Raw genomic sequence first — 25,362 nt, 5'->3', positions numbered from 1 at the left:
CTGTCTCCTCCTGATTGTCAATCCTACTCAACGGGTGATTTTTTTAATGTTGATGTACTACTTCCCCTACCTTCAGTTTGCAAAGCAATTCATCACTGTGAGGATGAGAAAGAGTTTCGAATTGAATCGTAGAGTGTTGAACGTTCAGATGTGCTAAATCGTGTTCAATTTCTTGAAGTAGATTCTCACTGTCATAGATTTGTAAATTACCATCAACGACGACATGACATGAGAGTGCATTCATTCCACTTGTGATACTCCAAAGATGAAAGTCGTGTATACTCCGTACCCCCTCCTTGTTGTGAATGACTTGAAGAACCTTTTCGACATCAACGTTTTGTGGTGCACCTTCCATTAATACGTTCAATCCGGATTTCGTCACGAAATAACCACTTCGTAAAACAAGTCCCGCTACAATGATTCCTGCGAGCGGATCTGCCCAGTTCCATCCAAATGCCATGATAAGAAGCGCTGCCAGTATTGCACCGACTGAACCCAACGTATCGCTTACAACATGTAGATAAGCACCTCGCATATTCAAATTATGTTCTACGTCTGCACCTCTTAACATAATCCATCCAACAAGAAGGTTTATAGCAAGGCCAATACTGCTAACAATTAACATTCCTACGGATGCGACCTCAGGTGGTTGAATAAATCGATTGATGGCCTCATAAAAGATATATATGGAAATCAGTATGAGTGTGACCCCGTTTAAAACAGCTGCTAGAATCTCGAAGCGTCTATATCCGAACGTTTTACGATTGTTCGCTATTTGTTCACCTAATTTAAAGGCAAGTAATGCAATAGCGAGCGAAGCCGCATCACTAAGCATGTGACCTGCGTCCGCTAAAAGTGCTAAGCTATTTGTAAGGTACCCTCCAATCGCCTCTACAACCATGTATGCCGAAATAATAAAGAATGAAATGATCAAAATCTTTTTGTTAGAGGTATGAGAATGATCATGTGCATGATTATGTGCCATAAGATTAACTCTCCTTACTATATTTAGTGGTGTTTCGCATGCTCAATCGCCTGTCTTAGTAAGTTCATGACATGGTGATCATCTTCTGAATAAAATAGAGTAGTTCCTTCTCTTCTAAACTTGACAAGTCGAAGATTTTTTAAAAAACGTAGCTGATGAGACACGTTTGATTGACTTAAGTTAAGAAGATCAGCTATTCCGTTGACCGAATGTTCCTTTGTGCATAGCAGGGTTAATATTTTAATTCTTGTCGGGTCACTAAGTGCCTTGAACGTCTGAGATACAATAAATAGAGTCTCATCGTCAATCTGCGCCCCTATTTCTATTTCATTTTCTGTAGTATCTTCAATCGGTTCATCCATAAGTCAGTACCTCCGCTCATGATAACTATACATGTTCATATGTTCATATGTTCATATATAACTTATTAGACTTTTGCTGTGCCGTCAACACTTAATTTAAAAAACATTTATTCTATCAGCTCTACATACTTGAAGATTTGAGATACTTTCTCTGGTTTTGCGATTATTTCTTATTTTTAGCCATACAAAAACTACCTATTAGAGAGCTAGTTAGATCTCATACTCGATAGGTAGTCACGCTTTTTCAAAAAATCAATATAGTACACTAACGTTTTAAGAAAACGTCAATTGAATTATTTACTGGGTATTGTCTAATCTATTTTCCAACTTCAAAAAGCTTTTCATGTTTTTCTAAATCAAAGCTGTTTTTTAGTAAGCATACCAATTTGATACAATTAGTTCTTCATTTTTCAAATCCAAATCAAAAACTACTGTTTGGTACTGATTCGTCCAAGAATGACTGTAATCAGAAAAAAGGCGGTCAACGCTAAAAACGGAATTGTGATAAAACCCATCCAGTCAATGTACTGTGCATTACAGGAAACTCCTTGTTCACATGGTCTGACTTCCGAAAAGCCGGGCACCTTTTGTACAAGATAGTGGTAAAAAGAGATACAGAATCCGATTATTGATAAAGGGAGAACATAAAATTTGATTGAGCTATCTTCTCTGAAAACTGCAATTGCAAGAATCAAAGCTATTGGGTACATAAAGATACGTTGAATCCAACAGAGTTCACAAGGTATAAAACCACGAATTTCGCTAAAATATAGACTTCCAAGTACTGCAGTAATTGAAACAACCCAGGCGAGGTACAGTCCATATCGGTTTATTACTGAAGCGCTCATTGGGTTAGCTCCTTTTCAATTTGTTTTTTTATAGAGGTATAGTCGAATGGATTTTCAAGGATGACCCCATTAACTGCAATCGTCGGGGTCAGTGTAACATTGTATTTTTCTACGAGCGCCGCATCCATTTTAACTGATTCTAATCTAGAAGAACGACTTGATAGGTCTTCTCTAAATTTATTTAAATCTAGAGAAGGGACAGTCTTCGTCGCAATCTCTTCCATTTTCTCCACCGTAACCCATGGATTATCGTGTATTTGCACGTCAGGTTGAGCTTCATAAATAGCTTTGTGAAATTGCCAAAATGATTCTGGGTGATTTTTGTAAACAGATTCTGATGCAAGGGCAGCTAAAGTGGACTCATCTCCGTGAAACAAAACATTAATGTAACTAAAGGAAGCTTTCCCACTTTCAATGTAATCTTTTACAAGTTGAGGATAGATTGTTTCACCCCACTCTTTACACGAAGGGCATTTATAGTCTCCGAATTCTACAATTGATATCGGCGCTTCCTTTTTACCTATTGTAGGTTGATTATTAACTGATATCTTTTCATCTTGAACAATTTTAGTCTTTGATTTTTCGGAACTTTGATCATTTAAAAATAAAAAAGCTAAGACTGCAATTACTAATACGGATGTAAAAATAGTCAATAGTTGATTAGTTTTCAAAACAATTCACCTCTTTTATAAATTCGTTATTTCTTTTATCAGAATTATAGCTAAAAATACTAGAGTATCCTTAGTTTTTCAACATTGAATCCATGGACTTCTAAAAACGAAATCTATGAGTCAAACAAGTTACATTCTAACACATTCATGCAACTAAACTTTTATGCAGATGAAAGGAGGGCCAATTTATTTCTTAAAATACGTCTATTCCCCTTAATAATAGTGCATTTTAAAACAGGGCAAGAAAACTTTTAACTGTAGATAGACGAAAGCCAATAATCGTTGAATAGAATGACTAATATTTAAAGGATAAGTACCATACAGATAGTAAAAAACCATTCATGGGTCTTTACAACCAAAAAAACTACATATGAGGAGTCTATTATGAAGTCTAAACATAAATTTCGAATAAGCTTAGTAATTTCCTTGGCTTTATTAACTTCTTTTTTCTATCCCTTTAAGCTTTTAACTAGTGTTAACGTCCTAAACGTCGTACATGCAGAGGAATCTCTATTCATAACAACTGAAAATTTGAATTTGCGTTCCTCGTTCTCTTCAAAAAGCAAAGTCCTTTTGACGATTCCAAAAGGAAAAACCATTAAGAAGATAGGTGTATATGGAGAAGATAAATCCTGGTTTAAAGTTTCATTTAATTCAAAAATCGGTTATGTCTCAACGAAGTACGTGACGCCAAAACCTATACCTAAAAATTCAGTCAGTTCAATAAACACAATATATAAAACTAAAACTTCACTAAATCTGCGTAAGGGCCCATCTGTCAAATCACCCGTTTTAATGACTATCCCAAAGTCCAGCCCACTAATGTACCATGCTGCCTCAGGCCCTTGGTATAAAGTATCATACAATGGGACTCAAGGCTATGTGGCAAGTCAGTATGTAACCATATCGCCCTCGGCTATGAAGTCACGAAGTAAGCAAACGACCGAGATTCGCTCAAGCATGTCTTTAGTGAACTCAAAGGTCCTTATTACGATTCCAGCATCTACTGAAGTGACTGTACTAGGAAAATCGGGCACAACGGGTTCTTGGTTAAAAGTTATGTATAACGGTATTACAGGATTCACACCTGCTCGACATTATATAGTGCAAGTGGCACCGGGGGATTCTTTATCCACTTATCCAACATATATTACTATCGAAAATCTTAATTTACGTAACCAAGCGAGTCGTTACGGATCTATTTTGACAACAATTCCCTCAGGCACTTCGATTTCTGTCATATCGAAAAGCGCCAGTTGGTACAAGGTGCGATATAACAATCAAGTCGGTTACGTATCATCTGGTTTTGTGCAACCATTTACCGGAAAAACTCCTATAAAATCACCGGTGATTCCAGCTAACAAACACGTGATTTTAATTGACGCTGGACACGGTGGGGGAGATGCTGGTGCAGTGACTTCAAACGGTACAGTTCAAGAAAAAGTACTCACCCTAAACATTGCTAATCGTGTGGCCGACGAACTAAAGAAAAACTATGAGCTTTATGAAGTGAAACTAACGCGCTCAAATGATAGATACTTGTCACTTGTTGAGCGGACCAATCTATCAGAAAGGCTTGATGCTGACGCTTTCATAAGCGTCCACATTAATTCTTCACCTTCTTTCGCTACAGGTCATGAAGCACTCGTCCCTACTTCTAGCGCGTACACCACAAATCCATATGCGAACGCTAGCCGCAGATTAGGTGAAGTAATTAATCAAGAAATCGCCATGAACGTTCCAGATTTAAAAAATCGAGGCGTTAAGCGACAAGATGTCTATGTGGTAGGAAGAAACACGGTACCTTCTACTCTCATCGAATATGGCTTTATTGCTAACTCAGTAGATCGCTCCTATATGTCGGGAAGTAACATGATCAAAGCAACCGCCAAAGGAATTGATAAATTTATGAAGAGTTACTACTAAATAAACACCAAACAAATACTAACAAACGATTTGACCACTGAATTTGAGACAAAATGTCCTAAATTCAGTGGTCATCATTCATTTCCTCATCAAAATGGCATTATAAGTATTTCTCTTGATATACTCGAATGACAATAAACTCAAAAGAACAACTGACATAGAAATGAAAAGAAATAGAAATATAGATGGTGAAGTAATATTGATACAATGATTCCGGTTCGAGTTTTAATCATGATACGAATACTTTTATCCAGCAACGCATTTTTTATAATAGAGATAAGTTACGGAGGCAACAACATTGTTTACCATGAAAAAAATTATAGCTTCAACTTTACTTGGTGTTATGTTAGTTCAAAGCGCATCCCCTTCTTACGCTTTAAACTTGACTGAAAAACAAAAAAATATCCAGCAGAAGCAAGCGCAAAATTCTACAGAGCAACGTAAAGCTAATACGTCAATTCAGCAGCGTGAACAAGATATCACACTCGAAGAACAGAAACTGAATGACTTGGAATCCGAGTTACAGGATATTATCAATGAGGTCACCCAGTAGAAGGCTGAAATTCGGACAACCCAAAAGAAAATTGCTCAGATTCAAACTCAAATTAAAGAATTCCAGAAAAAAATGAGCTCTCAAAAGACATTGATGGAAGAACGCATGGTCACGATGCAAAAAAACGGTGGTTCTTCTATAAACTGGGCTGAATTTATTTTTGGTTCAAAAGACTTTGGTGATCTGGTTTCACGCATGATCACCGCAGGGACGATTCAAGAAAATGATCAAGAACTTTTCAAAGAATATCAATCAACAAAAAATAAGCTTCAAATTGCTAAAGCTGAATTGGACACTGAAAAAGATAAGCTTATTAGTCAAAAAGAAGAGCTAGAGAATAGTCAGAAAAAATTGAACGGCAAAATTAAAGTGCGGGCTGCTCAAATAAAAAAATTAGAGGCCGAAAAAATCCAGTTCACATCTAAATTGGTAAGCTTGCAACAAATGGAATCGACGCTTCAAGAACAAGAAAAATCAATTCAAGCAGAGATTGAAGCCCAAAGGCTTGAAGAACAAGCTAAAATTCGTACCAAAGAGGCTGCGCGTAAAGCTGCAGAAGCAAAAAGTGCCGAAAAAAATGAAATCAGCGAGAATAAAGCCTCTCTCGAAAAATCACCAAACTCTGAGAAAGTGGTAAACACTTCAAAGACTACGGATTCACTCGCTTCTCCAACAAGTGGCGGAGTTTTTCAACGTCCAACCTCAGGTATCGTAACCCAAGGATGGGGTCCAGCAGGCGGGGCCAATGGCTACAGCTTCCATAATGCACTAGATACAGCTGGACCAGTAGGAACTCCTATTATGGCTGCTCAAACAGGAACTGTAACTCGAGCAGGCTGGGGTGGACCTTATGGAAATCATGTCATCATTACGCATGTCATAGGCGGTCAAGTTTGGACTACCCTTTATGCTCACATGAGCTCATTGTCCGTTTCCGCCGGACAACGTGTGACCCGAGGACAGAACATCGGTGCGATGGGGAGTACCGGAAATTCGACCGGTTCTCATTTACACTTTGAAGTCCATCGAGGAAACTATTCGTACTCAGCTACAAGTGCAGGGAATACAGTCAACCCATCCCAATTTTTCTGAATTTCAGAGGCGAAATTGTTTAACACTATATAATTACTTCAGTAAATCACTTAATATTTAGACCACAGAATATTAGATGCCCCGTAAAAGTTGGACCTGATAATCTAATTTTTATGGGGCGATTTTTATGTCCGAAAGCTTTTAAAGTCTCGGTGACCAAACGCTAACTGACTCGCAAGAAAAACTTCAGAAAGTTAGGATGAGCTTTCGTTCGTGCCCCCACCCCCCTACGAGTGCCTGGGGAATACAATCTCAGGTGCGACATACACATTCACTATGTAGATATTAAAAACGATATGGATGGGTAGACAATCTTTAATCGATTCAATCTTGAAGTACAGACTCTTCTCTCCTTTGATGACCTTCAACTGGCAATATACGTCGAGACGAACCTTAGGTTACTAAGGCCGTGTCTAACGGTCGATGATAAATTTACGGATATGAAGGTCCAAATTCAAACCTAGGTTGTCGAAGTCACCAGATGATCTATTTCATGATCCAACTTTTTGGATTAAGTTCAATTAATATCTTTTGAACTTAATATATAAAATTGAACTTAATATATAAAATGTACATTTCTTTATTTTTTATATAGAAAAGTAAACCAATCGAGCATACGACGCTCTATAAAGTCTTGAACCTTAAAAGTGACATGGGGTCTATGCTCGATAGCTAATAAGATTGCATGATCAGGTCACTTTTAATGTAATAATCAATACATCACATTTTCGTGTATGTTAATATTAAATCGTTTAAAGGAGAGAAAAAAGATGGCAAGGTTTTTTTCACTGTTGATTGTTTTGTTAGTATTATCTGGTTGTGGAAGTACAGTAAGCAATAATGGACCTGAAGTGATTCCAGAATTAATTGATGTACAATTTAAAACAGATCCTGAAATAGTAAAAGCAAACGAAGTTATTGAACTTATAGCAACTGTTTCTCAAGGAAACGAGAAAGTAGACGATGCGGATAAAGTTGAATTCGAGATATGGAAAGAAGGCCAAGAGGAAAGCCAACACGAAAAAATTGAAGCCAATTATCAACAAGACGGACTGTATGTAATTTCTTATATTTTTGAAGAGCCCGGTAAATACTTTATATATTCACATACGACAGCAAGAAGCTATCATTCTATGCCCAAAAACGAAATATTAGTAAAATAATAAATTTTAATTATTACAATTAATAATATAGACGAGCTAATCCATGATGAAAAAACTCGTTTTTATTGAATCGCGCGACAACATCAACCTTGTGATATATGCTCGAAAAATACCAATTTTATGATATATCCTTTCCGCTCCAATGTCTGATACGTCCATTCCGTCGCTCCACCTTGGAAACTACCATCAGTTGTATGCTTATATGTAGGAATATAAACGCGAGTCAAATAGAGTCACATTGCTCAAACGCATCCTCAAAAACTCGAAGGATGCGTTTTTTGTCCTGCTGAGTATTGCGGATACAGAGAGCCACTAGTGCGGACGACTGAGCGAGTCAATATGAAGAAAAAGGCCATCGACTCATCGATGGCCAAGATCTTAGCTTATCCCTAGCCCGTGGTGTTCCCTCATTGAGGTTTCGCCATCGACCAGGATTTTATAGGAGTCGTGTACGATCCTGTCGAGAATTGCGTCCGCGATTTGGGCCTGTCCTAGATTCGAATGCCACTCCGCGTGGCGTTAGACGCGCCCACGCTCTTGCTTTTGACGTTGCCCTTACGCTCCGTGCCTCCCGTTAGAAAGGGCCAGGAACATAGAGATGCGTTTTAAAGCAGCTCTTGTTATCGGGCCGTCAGGGAGGCAGCGGTGCGATGAGCGACTTCGCCTCCTGGCGTTAGACGCTCACGCATGAGCCCGGATCACCATTCCTTCTCCCATGCCCCGTCTTCAGACACGCCCCAATCTTTGAACCGATACTTGATGAGCCAATGGACATGCATCACTTCATATTCGAATACACCCTTGGATAGCTCTGAGACGACGAAGCTGACTTCTCCATCCGCCACCACCCATGTCCCGTATAGATACACTTTCTTGATCGGACGCTCTTCTGCATCCAGATAGATCAGCACCCGGAAGTAAGGCGAGTTCCGTCCGTCATCGAACCGGACGACCTTCTCGACGCAATGTTCCCTGTCGACGACACGCATCCATTCGGGATGTTCCATCAGTTCCGAGAACACCGTCCGGACGAACGGATCCAATCCAGCGAACGCATAGTCATCAAGCAGCCCCTCATCCATCACGTCTCCCCCCTTCCGCTTCGCTATAGAACGATTCCCCGTCCAGAGCCAGTTCAGTCCTTGTTCATGAAACTACAGAAATGACGACTTTAAAAAATGTATACATGTATACGCGTATACAAATCTACATGTATACATGTATACAAATATTTTTGTTCTTATGTACGACGATTCCGTCGAATCATATTGGTATTGAAAAAGACGGTGAGGTGGGTCAAGCGTTCTCCTTCCTTCACATCACAAAGAAGATCCATGCTCACAAGTTTTAAGTCGTCAAAATCTTCTTGGAGCCGGTCAGGAAGGCGTCGAAGCAATACCTCCGTCATCTCGTCCATCGTCTGTTGATCTAGTTGGTAACTGTCCATCTGAATCTTCCTCTCCTGTTGATAGCCTCATGATACCTCGCATCCAAGCAGACAACATCTCGCCTAATTTCACGTAAGCCCTAGGGCTTGTTTAGAAAACATGCTCATTTTCAATAAACAAACCGTGTTTTCACTTCTGTCATTTCATCAAATAGTCTTCTTACGAGACAGACCAAAACAACGTCCAACCTTCACACACGAACCATCGCGTTTTCGTCATGCGAAAACGACCCTTTTCCGGATCCCGCTCTATGGATCCAGGCGAGAGCAACGCGAGTCGCCCATCCAGTCAAAGAAAAACGTACGTTTTTCTTCCTTGTCCTTACCGGACGGACCGGGACCGGTCCCCCGGCCCCACTCCATTCCGTTCAACCCATGTAACCTCGCTGTTTCATGCTGACGTACGACTCGTCCGCTCCGAGGATGAGATGGTCGAGCACCGGGATGCCGATGAGGTCCCCCGCCTCATGTAACCGTTCGGAGACGAGGATGTCCTCCCGGCTCGGCGTCGGGTCCCCGCTCGGGTGCTGATGACAGACGATGAGGCACGAGGCGTTGTTCAAGATGGCGCATTTGAAGACCTCCCGTGGGTGGACGACACTCGAGTTGACGCTCCCGACGTGTGCCCGGTGGACGCCGATGACCCGGTTCTTTGTGTTGAGCATGATGACGAGGAACACTTCACGGTCGTCGTCCCCGATGAACGAGGAACCGATTTGTCGGGCACTGTCCGGTGATTGGATGATGGCGTGCTCGAGAGCGACCATCCCCTCGCGAATCTCTTGTTTGATACGAATGACCTCGATGATGGATGTAAGTTCCATGATGGTTTGTCCCCTTTCGGATAAGCCGAGCTCAGAACGAACACCGTTGTGCGTCCTGTTGACGGGAACGAAGCGAGCGTCGGGAGACGGTGCAAGGGCGACCGCAGGGAGAGCCTCAAAAAAATGCGTAGAGCAAACGGAGGGACAGGCTTCCGTAGCCAACGAGCGAAAAGCCTCGCTTTGAGCCAAAAGCGAAGGAAGACGGGCCGGAGGGCGCGTCATTTTTTTGACGTCCCTTGCACCGAAGACCAGCGAGCTAGAGTACGGAAACAGGACGCACGGATTACCAATCACGAAAAAGGCTGTTCAAACGGGACAAATCGGGTATAAAATAAGAACAAACGTTCGTTTTATTGAGAGGGGTAATTATTATGACGATGTATCGCGATCGGGGCGAATTGAAATGGATCCCATTCCTCATGCCCGAGCACAAGGCGCTACTGACGAAATACTATAAAGAGATTCAAAAAATGAGATGCCAGATATCGATGAACAGGTCCTATCGGTCTATGAGAATGTGCTGAACGACGCGATCTTCAGCGGAGATTTGGTAGAGGTAAAATATGTGGAGAAGCGGGAGATGAAACGATTCAGAGGATTCGTGCACCGGACGAACTACATGGAGCGGACCGTCGAGCTGGCCAATCAAAGGGAAGGGATCATCCATGTGCCGTTCGAGGCAATCATTCACGTCGAACAATCGATAGACTAACGCCCTGGCGGTTGCTGACGAAAAATCCTTTGCTGCTTTTATAGATGTATCAGTTAAAAGTTGCAGTACACTGATATCTTTAAATCATTCCGTTTGTCAATTTAAGCTAGACAGATCGACTCCATTCAGGTGACTCAAAAATGCCTCCAACGGTGTGCGGTAATTCAGTGACTTTCTTGGGATGTTATTCCGCTTGTCGGCCACCGACGAAATGAATGTTTGATCCACCTGGTTGAAGTCCATTTCCTTTGCCAAGCCGTCTTTCCGCAGGAGCCCGTTGGAGTTTTCATTCAAGGCGCGCTGAGAAGGCGTGCCGGGATCCGCAAAGTAAATCGAGACGTCGTGCCGGTTGCACAACGGTTTCCAATTGGAGAATTCCTTGCCGCAATCAAACGTGATGGATTTGAACAGATTTCTCGGGACCCCTTGGAACCACTGGTTCAACGCAGTTTCAATATCGCAAGCCTTGCGTCCTGCAGGCTTCAGGGCGATGATGACTTTCGTCAGCCGTTCGACCAGCGTGATCACCGCACTTTTGTGGCGGGCACCCACAATGGTGTCGCCTTCGATATGCCCGAACTCTTTTTTGAACGACGGGTTGTCGGCTTCCCGTTCGGAAATATGGCGTTTGAACGCCTGTTTTCCCCGGCGTTCCTGGTGTCCATTGGGTTTCCGTTTTCCTTTCATCGGCAGCGTGGCGGCGTCAAAGACCTGATTTTTGAACATGCGATAGATGGTGCGCGCGGAACAATCGATGGCCGTTTCTGCCCGGCCGACAATGACATCCGGCGTCCAGCCCTGCGCCACCTTGTCTTGAACATAGGCCACTTGTTTCTTCGGCAGGACAATCTTCCGCCGGCCGCAGCGTTTCTTATTTTTCTTGTATTGCGTGTAGAAGTCGAGCGCTGTATGTCCTGATTTCAGGAAATTGATGACGTTGTAGATTGGCTGCCTGGAACGGTTCATCAACTTAGCAATGATCGCTACAGGTATATTTTGGCGGTGGTAGGATTCTATCATCACCAGTTCATCCGTGGTAAGATGGGTGTAGGTCATTCGTGATCACTCCTATGTTTTTATTTGGTCGGAAAATACATTGTGAGTGTACCACGAATGGCTTTTTCAATTGTCTAGCTTAATTTTACAATCGGCTATTAATGAATGAATGATCAATTTTTGAAAACTTTTTTGTGTTAATTGAATTTAAGTAGAAAAGAGAAGAAGCTTTTGGGCTTCCTCTCTTCCGATAATATCTCATATGTAAACCTTTATCTGGTGGAACCCTTAAAAGCTTATTCTGTATTTATTGTTTCCCTTTCCTACAGGTTTTAGCGTGTAAAACATAACATTTAAACATTCGTTTGAACATTTGATTGACAATCCAGCGAAATATTTATACACTTGCTTTAATCAAACATTCATTTGAATGTTTAACTAACAGTAAAGTATTCGTTAAAGCTCGGATTTACAAAGGAGTTGGTGATGTTGATATCCACTATTTTTTCCGCCATTGCAGCTTATATTGCAACAAGCATTGATTACGTCATCATATTATTGATTTTGTTTTCACAGACCAAAAAATCCGGCCAATTAAAATCCATTGTCATCGGCCAGTATTTGGGGACAGCCCTATTGGTTGGTGTCAGTCTATTGGCTGCATCCGGTCTTACCTTCGTTCCGGAACATTGGGTCGGGTTGCTCGGACTCATTCCGATTTACCTAGGAATCAAGGTGTGGTTTAAAGAGGAAGAAGAAAACGACGAAGAGGATATCCTGTCCCGATTATCTTCCGGAAAATCCAATCGCTTGTTTGTAACCGTCACAGTCATTACATTGGCGGCTGGCGGCGACAACATCGGCGTCTATATACCCTATTTCTCAACTTTGAATCTGAGTGAAACCGTTGTGATGCTTATTGTCTTTGCCGTCATGGTCGCGATTTTGTGTTACCTTAGTTACCGTTTGGCATCCGTTAAGTCGGTCTCTGAAACGATTGAGAAATGGGAACGCTGGATTGTACCGATTGTCTTCATCGGACTCGGCATCTTGATCATGATGGAGAACGGAACCTTTCGATTCCTTTGGAGACTGGTGAGCTGAAATGATTTTTCACATGCTCTGTTCCTATAGAAGAAAAACTTACTGCAACCTATTTATTTGATGAAAAGAGGAAAATGAAATGAGCAAAGATACATGCGAAATTTTGTGTGTGGACGAAGAAAAAGTTGTGCGAGTCCAGCAACAGCTTGCAGAGCAAAATCCGTTGGAAGTCGCGAAAATTTTCAAGGCATTGTCCGACGATACGAGAATCAAAATCGCTTATGCCTTATCGCTGGAGGACAAACTCTGTGTTTGCGACGTCGCCAATATCATCGGCTCTTCTACAGCGACGGCTTCCTACCACCTGCGCCTGTTAAAAAATATGGGGTTGGCGAAATACCGCAAAGAAGGCAAATTGGTCTATTATTCGTTGGATGATGCACATGTGAAACATCTGGTTCAAGTGGCCTTCGCTCATCAGAAGGGGGTTGTTGAAGTTGGTTGAGAAAGCAAAGATAGAAGAAGAAAAAACAGTCTACCGTGTGGAAGGATTTTCGTGCGCCAACTGTGCCGGAAAATTCGAGAAGAACGTCAAAAACCTTTCCGGTGTTGAGGATGCGAAAGTGAATTTCGGCGCTTCGAAAATTTCCGTTTACGGCGAAGCAACGGTCGAGGAACTGGAAAAAGCTGGCGCTTTCGAGAATTTGAAAGTAGCACCGGAAAAACCGAAACTTCAGACAGCTCCGGAAGCGAAAATCGCAATTGAAGACAAGAATGTCTTCCGGGTGAAAGGCTTTACGTGTGCAAACTGTGCCGGAAAGTTTGAGAACAACGTCAAGCAACTTCCCGGTGTCCAAGATGCAAAAGTGAATTTCGGTGCTTCGAAAATTTCCGTTTACGGAACGGCCTCAGTTGAAGAATTGGAAAAAGCCGGTGCTTTTGAAAATTTGAAGGTCGTTCCTGAAATCATAAGTCGGCAAGCTGGTCCGAAAACGGAAACCGATAAAACGACAGCTATAAAAGAGAAGAAAGTGCCGTTCTACCAAAAGCACAGCGTCTTGCTCTACTCCACCCTGTTGATCGTCTTCGGGTACATTTCCCAGTTCGTAAACGGGGAAGAAAACCTGATGACGTCCCTCTTGTTCGTGGCAGCCATCGTCATTGGCGGATACTCGCTCTTTAAAGTCGGTTTTCAGAATTTGATACGCCTGGATTTCGACATGAAAACCCTGATGACGGTTGCCGTCATTGGGGCAGCCATCATCGGCGAATGGGCGGAAGCTTCCATCGTGGTCATTCTCTTCGCCATCAGTGAAGCATTGGAACGCTATTCCATGGACCGGGCCCGACAATCCATCCGTTCGTTGATGGACATTGCCCCGAAAGAGGCACTTGTCCGACGAAATGGACAAGAACAGCTGATTTCGGTGGACGATATTGCCGTCGGGGATACCATGATCGTCAAACCCGGACAAAAGATTGCGATGGACGGCAAGGTGGTCAACGGCTATTCGGCGGTCAATCAGGCAGCCATTACGGGTGAATCCGTTCCCGTCGGCAAAACGGTGGATGATGAAGTCTTTGCTGGCACGCTGAACGAAGAAGGCCTGCTCGAAGTCAAAGTCACCAAGTTGGTCGAAGACACGACCATTGCGAAAATCATCCATTTGGTAGAAGAAGCACAAGGCGAACGGGCTCCTTCGCAGGCGTTTGTCGATAAATTCGCCAAATATTATACACCGATCATCATGGCCGTAGCTGCGTTAGTTGCCATCGTCCCTCCCTTCCTGTTTGACGCCAGCTGGGAAACTTGGGTCTATCAAGGACTGGCCGTGCTAGTCGTGGGCTGTCCGTGTGCTTTGGTCATTTCCACACCGATTTCAATTGTTTCCGCCATCGGGAATGCAGCGAAAAAAGGCGTTTTGGTAAAAGGCGGCGTGTACCTGGAAGAAATGGGCGCCATCAAAGCGATCGCGTTTGACAAGACCGGTACCTTAACCAAAGGGGTTCCTGTCGTCACAGACTATGAGGTATTGAACAAGGGCGCCAATGAAAAAGAACTGCTTTCCATCGTCACAGCTCTCGAATATCGCTCACAGCATCCTCTTGCTTCGGCCATCATGAAAAAAGCGGACGCAGAAAACATTTCTTATTCTTCGGTCTTGGTCGAGGACTTCTCATCCATTACCGGCAAAGGGATTAAAGGGACTGTCGAAGGAATCACATACTACATCGGCAGCCCGATCCTTTTCAACGAGTTGGGCACCGCAAGTGCCGATAAGGACTTGGAACAAAACGTCACAGCTCTTCAAAATCAGGGCAAGACGGCAATGATCATCGGAACGGAACAAAGTATCCTGGCAGTCATTGCCGTGGCAGATGAAGTCCGTGAATCCAGCAAGGACGTCATTCAGAAGCTGCACCAAATGGGCATCAAGAAGACGATCATGCTGACGGGCGACAACAAAGGAACCGGTCAGGCCATCGGCCAGCAGATCGGTGTCACCGAAATCCAGGCCGAACTGATGCCGGAGGATAAATTGAATTTCATCAAACGTTTACGAGCTGAATACGGCAATGTCGCGATGATTGGAGACGGTGTGAACGATGCCCCGGCACTCGCTGCCTCTACTGTCGGAATTGCCATGGGCGGTGCCGGAACCGATACCGCTATGGAGACCGCTGATGTGGTCTTGATGGGCGATGATTTGAGCAAACTGCCGTTCACCGTGAAGTTGAGTCGGAAATCATTGAACATCATCAAAGCGAACATTGCATTTGCGATTGGCATCAAAGTGATCGCGTTGCTGCTGGTCATCCCGGGTTGGCTGACGCTATGGATCGCCATTATGTCCGATATGGGCGCTACCCTTCTAGTCGCGTTAAACAGTTTACGGCTGATGCGAGTGAAAGAATAAAAAGCAAAAGGGGTTTCCGATTATCTGGAAACCCCTTTTTTTATGATGAATTATAAAATTAAGTGCAACATCTGAACGTGAACGCAAAAAAAAGCCCACAGCGATGGCCTCGTTTAGAATGAAGTTACGACACAAACATTCAGACGGAGGAATCGTTATGAGCTACACCCATCTTACCACAACGGAGCGCGTGAAAATAGAGACCTATCTGGAGCTCGGGATGTCCATCCGGTCCATCGCGAGACGGATCGGGCGACAGCCCTCGACCGTCTCGCGGGAGATCAGACGGAACCCCGGCTACGAGTCAGGACGTGCGCAGAAACGCTACGAGAAGGCGAAAACCCATTGCGGCGCCAAGACGAAGCTCGACGACACGATGCGCCGGACGATCGTCGAGAAGCTGCGTGCGACCTGGTCACCAAACAGATCGTCGGCCGCCTCTACGCAGGAAAAATTGCCTTCTCACCATCTACCGATGGATCTATGTGGGACGGATCGACGTGCCCGTGACCGTGCTCCGCCAGAAGGGGAAACGCCAAAAGCCGGTCGAAACGCGCGGTCGCATCAACGTCGGTCTCCCCATCTCGAAACGGCCGCCAGAGGTCAGGGATCGCCGGACGTTCGGGCACTGGGAGCTCGACACCGTCGTCTCCGGACGAGGGAAGTCGAAGGCGTGCGTCGCGACGTTCGTCGAGCGGAAGAGCCGGTTCTATCTCGCCCTGCCAATCACCGACCGCACCGCGGCCTCGATGGAGAGGGCGATCCATGCGGTGCACGGCGCCTTCCCGGAAGGCACGTTCGAGACGGCGACGACGGACCGGGGCAAAGAGTTCAGCGGTCACGAGCGCATCCAGGCGTCGCTCGGCGTGCCGATGTATTTCGCCGACCCGTATTCATCGTGGCAACGGGGGAGCAACGAGAACGCCAACGGGCTCCTCCGCGAGTTCTTCCCGAAAGGAACGGATTTCGCGGAGGTCACGCATGACGAACTCGCGGACGCGCTGGCCAAAATCAACGGGCGACCGAGGAAGTGCCTGGACTGGAAAACCGCACACGAGGCCTTCACCGAGGAAGTGTTGCGCTTAATTTGACAAACCATCTTATCATAAAATCCGTTTGTGAAAAAACTATGCATTTTTTGATTAAATCTCTTGTCAATTTTTGAAATGAATTTGATATACTTTTTTGTAATATAGTGATGCTATACTCCTTTTAACAAATCGTTCGTCACTGTATCTTTATCTTTAAAGGAGTACAACTAATGAAAAACAAGGTAATACTTATCGCTTCTAGTGTCTTACTCACAACAACTTTTTCGATGCATAGTCCAAAAGTCGAAGCAAGTAGTGCATATAACGTAAAAGTGAAGACAGACGATCTTCGTGTTCGGACTGGTCCTTCTCTCAATCACAAAATTGTCGGCATCACTAACACTGGGCAGACCTTTTCTTATTTAGGAAAAAAAGGGGCTTGGACAAAAGTACTTTACAAAGGAAACACACGGTATATCTATAGTTCTTACCTAAAAAAATATAAGAGCCACGTTGCCAAAAAAACATCATATAATAACTCTCTTTTTGCTTCTCCTACAGAAGGTCGGCTGACCCAAGGATACGGAAACTCTAATGGTGCTTACGGTTATACATTCCATAATGGCGTTGATCTAGCTGCAGCAAAAGGCACACCCGTCTACGCTTCTGCCAGTGGAAAAGTCATTACATCTAAAAACAGCGGTGCATACGGTAAACACGTTATGATTTCACATAGTCTACAGAATCAAAAATACGTAACCGTTTATGCTCATATGAACAGCCTTTCGGTAAAAAGTGGTCAGACAGTCTCTAAAGGTATGAAGATTGGAACAGTTGGGAATACAGGAAACTCGTTCGGAAATCATTTGCACTTTGAGATTCATAAAAACAGTTATAAATACAGCAGTTATTCTGCAGCGAATAGTGTCAACCCAATGAACTATTTGTAACCTAAAAAAAAGAAAAGATTAGACTGACCTAGCTATATGAGACACTAATAAAAATACCTTGATTAGGCTACCGCCACGCCATATTTTATCGGTGTGAGGTAGCCTAATTTTTCTTGGATACGTTCTTCGTTGTAGTAAGTTAAGTAATTATTCACCCGCTCACGCACTTCATAGTCGCTTAACGAGTTGAACTTGACGTACTGGAACACCTCAGACTTCAAGTTCGAATGAAACGATTCGATCACCGCATTATCCCAACAGTTGCCTCTTCGAGACATGCTGCTCGTCAGATACTTCCTCTTTACGAAATCTTGAAAGGCATATGATGTATAGACACTTCCTTGATCTGAATGGATGATAACCCCTTCGGGATTGTTCCGACTCTCCAACGCCATCCTTAACGTATCGATGACGAGGGGCGTCTGTTGATGATCGTATAGCTTATAGGCAACAATCTCATTGTTGAATAGGTCGATGATCGTGGAGAGGTACTTCGTCGTGCCCCCGTATTGGATGTAGGTGATGTCCGTCATCCACTTCTTATTCGGTCTACTGGCAGTGAAGTCTCGCTTGAGAAGGTCAGGGGCAATGACGATACTCTCACCCTGAGACTTCCATTTTCGTTTGGGTTTGATCCGACACTGGAGATGGTGCTTCTTCATGATTCTCTGTACGGTGTTCCGGTTTGATGCCAATTCATAGGTTTGTTCTAACAGGGCCTTTATCTTTCGATGTCCATATCGATACTTTGTAAGCTTACATACTGCGACGATTGTTTGCTCTAGCACCGAAGGGTGCTTCACCGGTTCTCTGGCCCAACGGTAATAGGTTGCCCGCGGAACGTCTATCACACGTAGGATTGTCGTGACTGTATATTTGCTCCTCAGGAGCTCTACAACCTTTAGGACTACTTCTTTCTCAACTCTCTTTCGATCTCCATGAATTTTTTTAAGATTTCGTTCTCCGTCTTCAGGTGGGATAGTTGACGCTCTTTCTTGTCATCCTCGCTGGCGGAATCAGGACCGAGTCCGTAGGTGTACTGCTTACCGATCGGTTGGCCGAATCGATAGATTTCATTGGACCGATACCATCTCATCCATGTGTGAATCTGGAATTCATTTTTGATTCCGTGTTTCTCCATAATCTCTCTAGTCGTCAACTCACAACTTAGTTTGTCTCTCACCACTGCCCACTTCACTTCACTTCACTTCACTTCACTTCACTTCACTTCACTTCACTTCACTTCACTTCACTTCACTTGAATATACGTTTTTGCCCACGCAAAAACACCTCCGATGCCAGCACTTTTTTAAAGTGGACCACTGCGAAGGTGTTTTTATATTGTCTCAAAAATTTAGGTTAGCCCAAAGTTAGATTTTTTTATGTCCAATTTTTATGGGGCAGTTCACAAGAATTTGAGCTTTTTCATAGAATTAAATGATTTTTCTAAGGTGTTTAACTGTCTCTATCAACTTTTGTACAGCTAGCGATATATTTTATACGTCTTTTATTGGCGAGAGACGCCGCTTGATTTCGTTGATAGACAAGTAAAGCGTATAATTCCCGTATTCAAGAATCGAATTTAGAAAGAGATTCAGTTCTTCCTGAGATGTCACTTTTATTTTTAGGTGGTAACATCCTTCTCCTGATACACGATGGGCTTCCACTACTTCTTGGCGCTCGTTTAGAAATTGAATAAACTTCTCATGATTGGACGTTTTCATAATGCTTACAATATTGAAACCGATGAAGAAGATATTCGTTATTCATGATTCATCACACATGTGAAATATTTCGCTGAACGCTTTTATGCTGGAAAAATATTGAATGAAGAATCCGATCAACTATTTGAACAGATTGCGAACATCTACCCAAAGGCCATGAATGGTTCATTCAAAGTACGGGACTACCTTAAACAGTTGCACGGTGTGACAATTCCTAATGAGGAACTAGCTTATCTAGCCGTTCATATTCATCGACTGACAACTAATATGGATTTGAATAAACAATAACTTTCTTAATTACCTGGTTCTTTTTGACGAAGACCAGGTTTTTTCTATACTGAACAAAAAAATATCCATTTTTTATAATCGAGCAGCTATAGGCCGCATGACATATGTGTGTTTTTCACCACTGATTCGATTTCTTTAAATCGGCGTGACGGGCTCCTTTAATAACTTTTTCAGAAAAAATAAAAGGAAAGAACAACTTTGCTCTTTCCTACAATTTCAGTCAAGTGTTAATAATTATTTATACATCGCACGTCTTCATGCTTAGTTTTGGGATGACAGGGCTTCTGCGGTTCGGATTCCACTACAATCCAACGCCCTCGGCTGAATTGAATCCAAAGGACGATCGCCTTAAAGACGATGTCTAGACCGATGGCGATCCACACTCCTGCAATGCCCATCTGCATCTGAATCGCCAATACATATACTGCCCCAGTCCGGATCACCCACATACCGATCGTGGTCAGATACATTGGAAACTTCGTATTGTTTGCTCCTTGGAATCCACCGGTCAATACAAGGACAACTGCTAGGAAAGGCTGGAAGACCGCTGCTATTTTTAACGCGACATCGATGTCTTTGATGACTTGGGGATCGTCGGTGAAAAGTGAACCTGCCCATCCTCCGAAGAAGAATAAGACGACCCCGAATAAGGACATGAAGCCCATCGCCATGAACGTGCTCAATCTGGCATATTCTTTGGCGGTCTCGTGGTCTCCCGCTCCGATGTTGCGACCGACGAGAATGGTTGCTGCTGTCGCGAAACCATATGCCAACATATAAGAGAACACCTCTAGATTCCCTGCAATTTGATGCGCGGCGAAGGTGTTCGTCCCGAGTACCACGATGAATCCGAAATACACGATCTGTCCGGCTCTCATGACCAATCGCTCGATAGCCGCCGGGCTTCCAAGGTTCACGAGCTCCAACTGGTGTTCGAGATCCGGTCTCCAGAAATCTTTCCTGAAGGCGATCACTTCCGTCTTACGAATATAGTTCATCAATAAGAGCGTCCCGACGAGCCGGGCGATGACGGTCGCGAGTGCCGCTCCGACGAGACCAAGTTCGGGGATGATCCAAAAACCGAAAATCAACATATAGTCGAGCACAATATTGACGACATTGATGACGATGCTTACCTTCATCGGTGATTTTGTATCTCCCGCACCTCGTAAGATACTACTGAGCACAAACATCAATGCCATCACGATCGATGGGATCCCGACAATTTTGAAGTAGGTGCTACCAGCTTCTAAAACGTCATTCTCCACCCCCATCAACCTCAGGAGAGGCTCAGCGAAAAATAGCGTCACGACCCCAAAGGTCACCCCGACCACGACAGATAGGACGATGGCCTGCTGCGCGATATGTCTCGCGCGCTCGATTCGTTCTGAGCCTAAGTTATTGGCGACATAAACGTTTACTGCCACACCGATTGCCATAAAGACAGCAAAGTAGATGGCGAGGATGGCATTCGTCACTCCTACCGCTGACACTTCTGCTAGGCCGATTCTTGAGACGAACAGCGTATCGACAAATCCGAGCAACGTTTGGAAAAAATTCTCGGCAACCGCTGGTAACGCGAGTAGAAGGATGAATTTCATCTTGGTTTTTCGATCACCATGAGTGTCCAGCCGCTCACTTTCTATCATCTGAGTCCTCTCCTTCGAAAATTATGCTTACAACGATTACAGGAAAGCGACCCAACGAGGAACCATGGGTCGCTCATGGTCAATCTGAGACACGAATGACGAAAGGATAGGTGTGCACAGTCCCATGGAACTGGAATTCGGCCCAGACCTTGTAAAGGCCAGGTTTATGGAAGACCGTCTCAAATTCCGTCGTATCATGAGAAGAAGGATGCACATGGATAAACTGTTCTCCGGCTTCATCCAAGATGACGACATGACCAAGTGCTCCAAGGTATGGCTCCGGGTTACTTTCTTTGGTGTCATAGCTGAAGACAGTCGGGACATGCGCTTTTAAAGAGTCAATCGACAGCTCGACGGTATGACCTTCGATCGTCTTCGTCAGACGCTCATCCACTTTAAGTGACGATTCGATAGAGGAAGAGGACTGATGATCAATCTGTAAGTGAACCGGCTTCACTTGATATGCCCGTCCCTTAGGCTGAATATCCACGAAGAGTTTATACGCCCCTGCCTCAAGTTGGACGGGGTGCTCGAATCGACCCTCACCCTTTTTAAACGGATGGAGGTGTCGGTACTCAGTTAGGTCTTCGTTCACGAGAATCAAATGGAATTCCTTTTCATGGCTGACTTCGAGTTCCGGGGCTTGCTGATGTTGATCCTTTAACTCGATACTGATTTTCCCGAATTCATATTTAGCTTCTACAGACACTTCATTTCCCGTCAAGTTCTTCATATGATGATGTCCATGGTCTTTCACGTTTAACACTCCTTTGTGTAGTCCTTGATCGCACCGTTACTCGACCTCCATTACTTGCAGCAAGAACAACCGATTTTAACGGCCGCCTCCGTTACCTCGTAGCCAGTCTCTTGAATTGCGGTTTCAATCTCAGAAAGTGTGAGTTGGCTTTCATCGAACGTCACGTCCACCTCTCCCGCCGAAAGATTGACCTTCACTGATTCAATACCCGCTAACTTTCCAACGTGTCCTTCAATCTTATTGATACAAGATCCACAAGACATACCCGCTACCTGAAATGTTGATTTTTTCATTATATGTTCCTCCTGATTATTTAATTACCATACATGGGTAGGGTGTAAAAGTATCGATTTTTTTACACCCTCGCCACCTTATGTTCGTGTCCCTCATTGCGCGACACGCTTTCAACAGGTTCTGAGAGTGAGCTATCGTTGCTTATCGTAGCAATGTTAGAATCTCTTCTTTGTTGTTCTCGAAGCCAACAAAGTACTTCACTACTCTTCTTTTTCTGAGCATCCCTTTTTTGTAGAAGACAAACAGTGGTACGATTCGATTCCCTGATATCGCTACCATTTCTTGTTCAAGGTCAAGGTTCGCACCCACATCTTTGTTCACATAAGGGACTGAGGTTGTTTTTAAATATTTTTTGGCATCCTGACAATCTGAACACGTCGGACGCGTGTAAAGCTCGAGCTGTAGGGCTGTATCCATCCCACTCCCTCCTTTTATTTGATCATCGAAGGCTTGAATCGTTTTAAACGGAGTGCGTTCACCAGGACCGAGACTGAGCTTAAACTCATGGCCGCTCCGGCAAGTATCGGGTTCAACAAGGGCCCGCCGAGTAGATAAACAATCCCCATCGCAAACGGGATACCCATGACATTATAGGCAAATGCCCAAAACAGGTTCTGTTTGATGTTGCGGATGGTTGACTTGCTCAATTCGACAGCTGTAGGTACATCCATCAAATCGCTTCGCATCAAGACGATGTCTGCAGATTCGATCGCAACGTCAGTACCCGAACCGATCGCGATTCCGATGTCTGCTTGGGCCAAGGCTGGTGCGTCATTGATTCCATCACCGACCATTGCGACCTTCTTCCCTTCGGCCTGTAACTTCTTCACTTCGTTCGCTTTATCTTCAGGTAACACTTCACTCAGTACCCGATCGATCCCGACCTGTCTCGCAATCGCCATGGCCGTACCTTTGTTGTCTCCGGTGATCATGGCTACTTCGATACCCATTCGTTGAAGTTTCTGAATGGCTTTACGACTGTTTTCTTTGACGGTGTCTGCGACAGCGATGATCCCTGCGATTTGTTGGTCAATCGCGATATACATCGGCGTCTTGCCTTGGTGTGCGAGTTTGTCTGAAGCGCCTTCAAGGACATCCAGTGAGATGCCGCGGTCTTTCATCAATTTTCTGTTTCCGGCAAGCAAGACTTTTCCGTCGATCAGGACTTCGATCCCGTGCCCTGGGATGGCTTCAAAACGATCGATATCCATGACACGCATCATTCTGTCCTCTGCCGCTCTTACGATTGCTTCGCCCAATGGATGTTCAGACCCTTTTTCAGCGGAAGCGGTCAAGCGTAACAACTCATCTTCTTGATGTCCATTCACTGTCACGATATCTGTCACTTTCGGTTTTCCTTCAGTGATCGTCCCTGTCTTGTCGAACACGATCGTCTGGACTTTATGGGTCGTCTCCAAGGCGCCGCCACTCTTGATCAACACACCATTCTCAGCACCTTTGCCCGTACCCACCATGATTGCTGTTGGTGTGGCCAAACCTAGTGCACAAGGGCAGGCGATGACCAGTACTGAAATCGTGATCGTCAAGGCGAAGAGGCCGGTCTGACCGCCTAAATACCATGCAATTCCTGAAAGGATCGCGACGACGATGACAATCGGTACAAAGTATCCGGAGATGATATCGGCCAGTTTTGCGATAGGAGCTCGAGAGCCCTGTGCATCCTCGACCAATTTGATGATTTGAGATAGCGCCGTATCCTTACCGACTTTCGTGGCTCGGTATTGGATGATCCCGTTCTTGTTGATGCTGGCACCGATGACTTGAGCACCCACATTTTTTTCAACAGGGATACTTTCACCGGTCAGCATGGATTCGTCTACAGACGTATTACCTGATAGAACCACGCCATCCACCGGAATCTTCTCACCAGGCTTTACGATAATCGTGTCGCCGACGATGACTTCGTCGATTGATACTTCTAACTCTTGTCCGTTGCGGACGACCTTTGCCGTCTTAGGTGCCAGTCCCATCAATTTTTCAATCGCTTCGGATGTTTTACCCATCGTCCGGACTTCAAGATATTTACCTAATGTGATCAGCGTGAGAATGACTGCGGCTGTCTCATAGTAGAGGCTATTCACGTATCCCTCATAACCTGAGAGGATAGCCATGGTAGCACCGACGCTATAGAAGAAGGCTGCGCTCGTCCCTAGTGCGACAAGTGAATCCATATTCGGATGCCCTCGGAACAATGTCTTAAATCCGACGGAGAAGAATTTCCATCCGAATAACATCACTGGGATGGTCATCATGAGCTGCAAGACAGCGAACAATTCTGGGTTCATCGTTGGATGCAATGCCATCGGTAGGGGTAGGCCGATCACATGCCCCATCGCCACATAGAGTAATGGAATCGTGAAAATCGCCGACCCTACAAATCGGTTCCACATCGATTGAATTTTTTTCAGTTTCTTTTCTTTCTCGGTATCTTGACTATCCGCTGATTCTTGGTCTTCTCTTGCCTCATATCCGGCGTTTGCCACCACTCGGATGACATCTGATACAGTCACCAGCTGAGGATCATATCGAATGACTAATTTTTCTGTCGCCAAGTTCACATTCGACTCAGTCACACCCACCATTTTCCTCGTGGCCTTCTCAATCGTCTGCACACATGAGGCACAAGTCATTCCTGTGATGACAAATGATCTTTGCTCGGTCTCAGTTGAGGCCTTGTAGCCAGCCTTCTCGACGGTCGTCTGAATATCTAGCGGCGAGATTTTCGTCTCATCGTAATGAATGCTCAATTTCCCTGTCGCCAGGTTGACGTTGGAGGTCACTACGCCAGGCAATTTTTGGGTTGCTTTTTCAACTGTCTGAACGCAGGACGCACAGGTCATCCCTTCCACTGCAAATGTCTTACTCTCCATATCGTCTTACCTCCATTTTTATTGGGCCGATTCGACTTCGTATCCGACCTCGCCCACAACTTCTTTAAATTCATTCACACCTAGTCGTGATTCGTCGTACTTCACTTTTGCGATGCCTTTCTTCAAGTTGACCTTCGCACTTTCAATCCCATTCAGACCTTCAAGTGCTGACTCGACTTTGTTGACACAATGAGCGCACGACATACCTTTAATCGTTAAAATCGTTTTTTCATCTTG

General features: G+C 44.3%; 28 protein-coding genes and 2 pseudogenes. 12 read left to right on the top strand and 18 right to left on the bottom strand.

Annotated features, from left to right (window positions below):
- Positions 1-43: 43 nt before the first annotated feature.
- The 4 genes from KNO61_RS03350 to KNO61_RS03335 form a co-directional block, all read right to left on the bottom strand.
- On the bottom strand, positions 44-985 hold the full coding sequence (locus tag KNO61_RS03350) for a cation diffusion facilitator family transporter (RefSeq protein WP_029336176.1): 942 nt from the start codon (positions 983-985) through the stop codon (positions 44-46).
- A 23-nt stretch (positions 986-1,008) separates the two neighbouring features.
- Entirely contained in the window at positions 1,009-1,347 is a 339-nt protein-coding gene (locus KNO61_RS03345; RefSeq protein ID WP_029336177.1) for an ArsR/SmtB family transcription factor, read from the bottom strand.
- A gap of 428 nt (positions 1,348-1,775) precedes the next feature.
- A complete protein-coding gene (locus KNO61_RS03340; RefSeq protein WP_029336179.1) occupies positions 1,776-2,195 on the bottom strand; it encodes a disulfide oxidoreductase in 420 nt (139 codons plus the stop codon).
- Positions 2,192-2,866 carry a thioredoxin domain-containing protein gene (locus tag KNO61_RS03335; RefSeq protein ID WP_029595508.1) on the bottom strand — a complete coding sequence of 225 codons (675 nt, stop codon included), beginning with the start codon at positions 2,864-2,866 and terminating at the stop codon, positions 2,192-2,194. Before KNO61_RS03335 ends, KNO61_RS03340 begins: the two co-directional genes overlap by 4 nt.
- 384 nt (positions 2,867-3,250) lie before the next feature.
- On the opposite strand from KNO61_RS03335, the gene KNO61_RS03330 reads away from it, so the two are divergent.
- The 4 genes from KNO61_RS03330 to KNO61_RS03320 all read left to right on the top strand — a co-directional run bounded on the left by KNO61_RS03330 (position 3,251) and on the right by KNO61_RS03320 (position 7,600).
- Positions 3,251-4,792 (top strand): N-acetylmuramoyl-L-alanine amidase, encoded by a 1,542-nt coding sequence (locus KNO61_RS03330; protein WP_214689660.1) that lies wholly within the window; start codon positions 3,251-3,253, stop codon positions 4,790-4,792.
- Between the two features lie 298 nt (positions 4,793-5,090).
- A complete protein-coding gene (locus KNO61_RS17165; protein ID WP_251030771.1) occupies positions 5,091-5,345 on the top strand; it encodes a hypothetical protein in 255 nt (84 codons plus the stop codon).
- 9 nt (positions 5,346-5,354) lie between these two features.
- Positions 5,355-6,437 (top strand): murein hydrolase activator EnvC family protein, encoded by a 1,083-nt coding sequence (locus tag KNO61_RS03325; RefSeq protein ID WP_483297740.1) that lies wholly within the window; start codon positions 5,355-5,357, stop codon positions 6,435-6,437.
- Positions 6,438-7,207: 770 nt separating this feature from the next.
- Positions 7,208-7,600 (top strand): FixH family protein, encoded by a 393-nt coding sequence (locus KNO61_RS03320; RefSeq protein WP_029336184.1) that lies wholly within the window; start codon positions 7,208-7,210, stop codon positions 7,598-7,600.
- A 378-nt stretch (positions 7,601-7,978) separates the two neighbouring features.
- Here the strand turns inward: KNO61_RS03320 and KNO61_RS03315 are convergent.
- From KNO61_RS03315 to KNO61_RS03300, 4 genes and pseudogenes are all read right to left on the bottom strand, one after another.
- A pseudogene (locus KNO61_RS03315) lies at positions 7,979-8,107 on the bottom strand (ATP-binding protein); the annotation flags it as partial.
- A 191-nt stretch (positions 8,108-8,298) separates the two neighbouring features.
- Positions 8,299-8,682: a hypothetical protein gene (locus tag KNO61_RS03310; protein WP_214689658.1), complete on the bottom strand. Its 384-nt coding sequence runs from the start codon at positions 8,680-8,682 to the stop codon at positions 8,299-8,301.
- Between the two features lie 158 nt (positions 8,683-8,840).
- Complete coding sequence (locus tag KNO61_RS03305; RefSeq protein ID WP_029596469.1) at positions 8,841-9,047, bottom strand: hypothetical protein; 207 nt, start codon at positions 9,045-9,047, stop codon at positions 8,841-8,843.
- A gap of 368 nt (positions 9,048-9,415) precedes the next feature.
- Positions 9,416-9,871 (bottom strand): JAB domain-containing protein, encoded by a 456-nt coding sequence (locus tag KNO61_RS03300; protein ID WP_214872600.1) that lies wholly within the window; start codon positions 9,869-9,871, stop codon positions 9,416-9,418.
- 475 nt (positions 9,872-10,346) lie between these two features.
- On the opposite strand from KNO61_RS03300, the gene KNO61_RS03295 reads away from it, so the two are divergent.
- The gene (locus tag KNO61_RS03295; RefSeq protein WP_251030769.1) at positions 10,347-10,583 is read left to right on the top strand and encodes a YolD-like family protein; all 237 of its coding nucleotides are present in this window, start codon (positions 10,347-10,349) and stop codon (positions 10,581-10,583) included.
- 96 nt (positions 10,584-10,679) lie between these two features.
- On the opposite strand, the gene KNO61_RS03290 is transcribed toward KNO61_RS03295, so the two are convergent.
- Complete coding sequence (locus KNO61_RS03290; protein WP_114167461.1) at positions 10,680-11,639, bottom strand: IS30 family transposase; 960 nt, start codon at positions 11,637-11,639, stop codon at positions 10,680-10,682.
- Positions 11,640-12,068: 429 nt separating this feature from the next.
- Between KNO61_RS03290 and KNO61_RS03285 the strand changes: the two genes are divergently transcribed.
- The 6 genes and pseudogenes from KNO61_RS03285 to KNO61_RS03265 all read left to right on the top strand — a co-directional run bounded on the left by KNO61_RS03285 (position 12,069) and on the right by KNO61_RS03265 (position 17,522).
- Positions 12,069-12,683, top strand: a complete 615-nt coding sequence (locus tag KNO61_RS03285; RefSeq protein WP_034781986.1) for a CadD family cadmium resistance transporter — start codon at positions 12,069-12,071, stop codon at positions 12,681-12,683.
- Positions 12,684-12,762: 79 nt separating this feature from the next.
- Positions 12,763-13,128: an ArsR/SmtB family transcription factor gene (locus tag KNO61_RS03280; protein ID WP_034781981.1), complete on the top strand. Its 366-nt coding sequence runs from the start codon at positions 12,763-12,765 to the stop codon at positions 13,126-13,128.
- Positions 13,121-15,541, top strand: coding sequence for a heavy metal translocating P-type ATPase (locus KNO61_RS03275; protein ID WP_251030768.1), 2,421 nt, complete (start codon positions 13,121-13,123; stop codon positions 15,539-15,541). Before KNO61_RS03280 ends, KNO61_RS03275 begins: the two co-directional genes overlap by 8 nt.
- 103 nt (positions 15,542-15,644) lie before the next feature.
- Positions 15,645-15,773 (top strand): annotated as a pseudogene (locus KNO61_RS17460) (hypothetical protein); the annotation flags it as partial.
- 79 nt (positions 15,774-15,852) lie between these two features.
- A complete protein-coding gene (locus KNO61_RS03270; protein ID WP_371816582.1) occupies positions 15,853-16,632 on the top strand; it encodes an IS30 family transposase in 780 nt (259 codons plus the stop codon).
- Between the two features lie 170 nt (positions 16,633-16,802).
- On the top strand, positions 16,803-17,522 hold the full coding sequence (locus KNO61_RS03265; protein ID WP_211779490.1) for a peptidoglycan DD-metalloendopeptidase family protein: 720 nt from the start codon (positions 16,803-16,805) through the stop codon (positions 17,520-17,522).
- 62 nt (positions 17,523-17,584) lie between these two features.
- Here KNO61_RS03265 and KNO61_RS03260 read toward each other — a convergent pair whose 3' ends face one another.
- The 3 genes from KNO61_RS03260 to KNO61_RS03250 form a co-directional block, all read right to left on the bottom strand.
- A complete protein-coding gene (locus tag KNO61_RS03260; RefSeq protein WP_270811028.1) occupies positions 17,585-18,466 on the bottom strand; it encodes an IS3 family transposase in 882 nt (293 codons plus the stop codon).
- Positions 18,430-18,705, bottom strand: a complete 276-nt coding sequence (locus KNO61_RS03255) for a hypothetical protein (protein ID WP_214811503.1) — start codon at positions 18,703-18,705, stop codon at positions 18,430-18,432. Before KNO61_RS03255 ends, KNO61_RS03260 begins: the two co-directional genes overlap by 37 nt.
- 313 nt (positions 18,706-19,018) lie before the next feature.
- Positions 19,019-19,246, bottom strand: coding sequence for an Lrp/AsnC ligand binding domain-containing protein (locus KNO61_RS03250; protein WP_214686849.1), 228 nt, complete (start codon positions 19,244-19,246; stop codon positions 19,019-19,021).
- Between the two features lie 60 nt (positions 19,247-19,306).
- On the opposite strand from KNO61_RS03250, the gene KNO61_RS17160 reads away from it, so the two are divergent.
- Positions 19,307-19,534: a PRD domain-containing protein gene (locus tag KNO61_RS17160; protein ID WP_270810937.1), complete on the top strand. Its 228-nt coding sequence runs from the start codon at positions 19,307-19,309 to the stop codon at positions 19,532-19,534.
- A gap of 227 nt (positions 19,535-19,761) precedes the next feature.
- Here KNO61_RS17160 and KNO61_RS03240 read toward each other — a convergent pair whose 3' ends face one another.
- From KNO61_RS03240 to KNO61_RS03215, 6 genes are all read right to left on the bottom strand, one after another.
- On the bottom strand, positions 19,762-21,183 hold the full coding sequence (locus tag KNO61_RS03240; RefSeq protein WP_058765837.1) for an MATE family efflux transporter: 1,422 nt from the start codon (positions 21,181-21,183) through the stop codon (positions 19,762-19,764).
- Positions 21,184-21,262: 79 nt separating this feature from the next.
- Positions 21,263-21,940, bottom strand: coding sequence for a hypothetical protein (locus KNO61_RS03235; protein ID WP_353047363.1), 678 nt, complete (start codon positions 21,938-21,940; stop codon positions 21,263-21,265).
- 50 nt (positions 21,941-21,990) lie between these two features.
- Positions 21,991-22,233, bottom strand: coding sequence for a heavy-metal-associated domain-containing protein (locus KNO61_RS03230; protein ID WP_214684165.1), 243 nt, complete (start codon positions 22,231-22,233; stop codon positions 21,991-21,993).
- A gap of 142 nt (positions 22,234-22,375) precedes the next feature.
- The gene (locus KNO61_RS03225) at positions 22,376-22,651 is read right to left on the bottom strand and encodes a glutaredoxin family protein (protein ID WP_214684164.1); all 276 of its coding nucleotides are present in this window, start codon (positions 22,649-22,651) and stop codon (positions 22,376-22,378) included.
- Between the two features lie 14 nt (positions 22,652-22,665).
- The gene (locus KNO61_RS03220) at positions 22,666-25,125 is read right to left on the bottom strand and encodes a heavy metal translocating P-type ATPase (RefSeq protein ID WP_214730669.1); all 2,460 of its coding nucleotides are present in this window, start codon (positions 25,123-25,125) and stop codon (positions 22,666-22,668) included.
- 18 nt (positions 25,126-25,143) lie between these two features.
- Entirely contained in the window at positions 25,144-25,347 is a 204-nt protein-coding gene (locus tag KNO61_RS03215) for a cation transporter (RefSeq protein ID WP_353048732.1), read from the bottom strand.
- Positions 25,348-25,362 lie beyond the last annotated feature (15 nt).

The sequence above is a fragment of the Exiguobacterium sp. s140 genome (genome assembly GCF_018617035.1).
GTDB classification, from domain to species: Bacteria; Bacillota; Bacilli; order Exiguobacteriales; family Exiguobacteriaceae; genus Exiguobacterium; species Exiguobacterium profundum.
Note: the sequence above shows the minus strand (reverse complement) of the source record. Positions and strands in the feature narration are given on the sequence as shown.